2 protein-coding genes are annotated in these 1492 nt (G+C 63.9%); both read right to left on the bottom strand.

The genetic code is table 11. The annotated features are described in order from the left end of the window. Positions 1-695: precorrin-6y C5,15-methyltransferase (decarboxylating) subunit CbiE (gene cbiE, locus Q8K05_RS01025; RefSeq protein ID WP_305244695.1), on the bottom strand; the 695-nt coding region annotated here is incomplete at its 3' end. Next, positions 692-1492, bottom strand: an 801-nt coding sequence (locus Q8K05_RS01020; RefSeq protein WP_305244694.1) for a cobalt-precorrin-5B (C(1))-methyltransferase, incomplete at its 5' end; no start/stop codon positions are given. The genes Q8K05_RS01020 and cbiE, both read right to left, overlap by 4 nt.

Here is a 1492-nt window from a genome sequence, read left to right as displayed (position 1 = left end):
CACAGCAGCACCACATTGGGGTCGGCAAACGGTATTTGCATGGCGGCCTGAATGCTGATGCCGCTGACGATGCGCTCCTCGGGCTGGCACAGGCGCTCGGCCACGGCCATCTCGAAATCATCAGCCAGGCCTTCCGTCACCAGCATGCGGGCGATGCGGTCGGGGGTGTTGTCCGGGCTGGTCAGAATCGCCAAACGGTCATGCTGGCGAATGTCCCTTAACAGCGCGTACAGGCCGTGGCTGGGGTCAGACCCAGCCACCCAGTCGCCCGCATCCTTGCTGTGGACCGATGAAAACTTCATCTCCTGCCACGGCAGGCCCAGCCGCGCGCAGGCCAGTTGCAGCGTCGAGACATTGGGGATGACCTCAATCGCCTCAATGCACAGGCGCGAGGCCAGGTAGGCGGCAATGCCGTGGCACAGCGGGTCGCCGGTGGCCAGCACCACCACGCGCTGGCCCGCAGCCTGCGCGGCGCGAATCCACTCGGGCACTTGCGACAGCGCACCGGTCAGGTCGCGTTGCCGGGCTGCCGGGTCAATATGTTCGGCAAACAGTTGCAAGGTGCGCGTGCCGCCTATCACCAGTTGCGCCTGCTGCAGGTGCGCCAGCGCCGTGCGGCCCAGGCTGTCGACGCCGTCGTCGAGCACGCCGATGATCCGGCATTTTTCAATCAGGTTTATCGTTTCAGAATTCAAGGGGCCTCCGCTATCTTGCGACCATCAAAGTCGCAGACCAGCACTTTCAAATCAAACTGATCGGGGTAACGCGTGCGCAGGGTTTGAATCACCCGCTGCGCCAGTGCCGTGTGAAAGGCCTTGCCCAGGCCCAGCGCATCCATGCGTTCACCGGCATAACGCGCGGTTTCGTTCTGGCGAATGGCATCGCAGACGTCTGACGCAGCGCCCAAGCTGGCCGCAATGTCGGCCAGCAAACCGGTATCGACCTCGGCGCGTCCGGCGTGGGTGATGGTCTCGCCCTGCGCAATCTTGGTGAGTTTGCCGACCATGCCGCCAATCACCACCTGCTTCAAACCCGCCTTCACCGCCGCGCCCATGGCGTAGCGCAAAAAGTCGCCCATCTGTACAAACGCCGGTTCGGGTAGATGGGGCATTTCCTGCATGACAAATTTTTCGGTGCGCCCGCCTGTGGTCAGCACCACGATGCCGTGGCCCAGCGTGCCCGCCACCTGCACGCCCTGCACCACGCTGGCGCGGTAGGCAGCGGTGGAGTAAGGCTTGACAATGCCGGTGGTGCCCAGAATGGAGATGCCGCCCAGGATGCCGAGCCGGGCGTTCAGGGTTTTCTTGGCCATCTCAACGCCTTGCGGCACCGAAATGCAGACTTCAAAACCGGTTTCTTCCAGCAGTTCAGCCGCAGCGGCCTGCACGTTGGCCGTGATGTTGCGGCGCGGCACCGGGTTGATCGCCGGGCCGCCCACCACCAAGCCCAGGCCAGGCATGGTGACCGTGCCCACACCAAAACCGCCGGTCAG

The organism is Polaromonas sp. (genome assembly GCF_030682935.1).
Taxonomy (GTDB): domain Bacteria; phylum Pseudomonadota; class Gammaproteobacteria; order Burkholderiales; family Burkholderiaceae_C; genus Polaromonas.
This window is presented reverse-complemented; position numbering and strand designations above follow the sequence as displayed.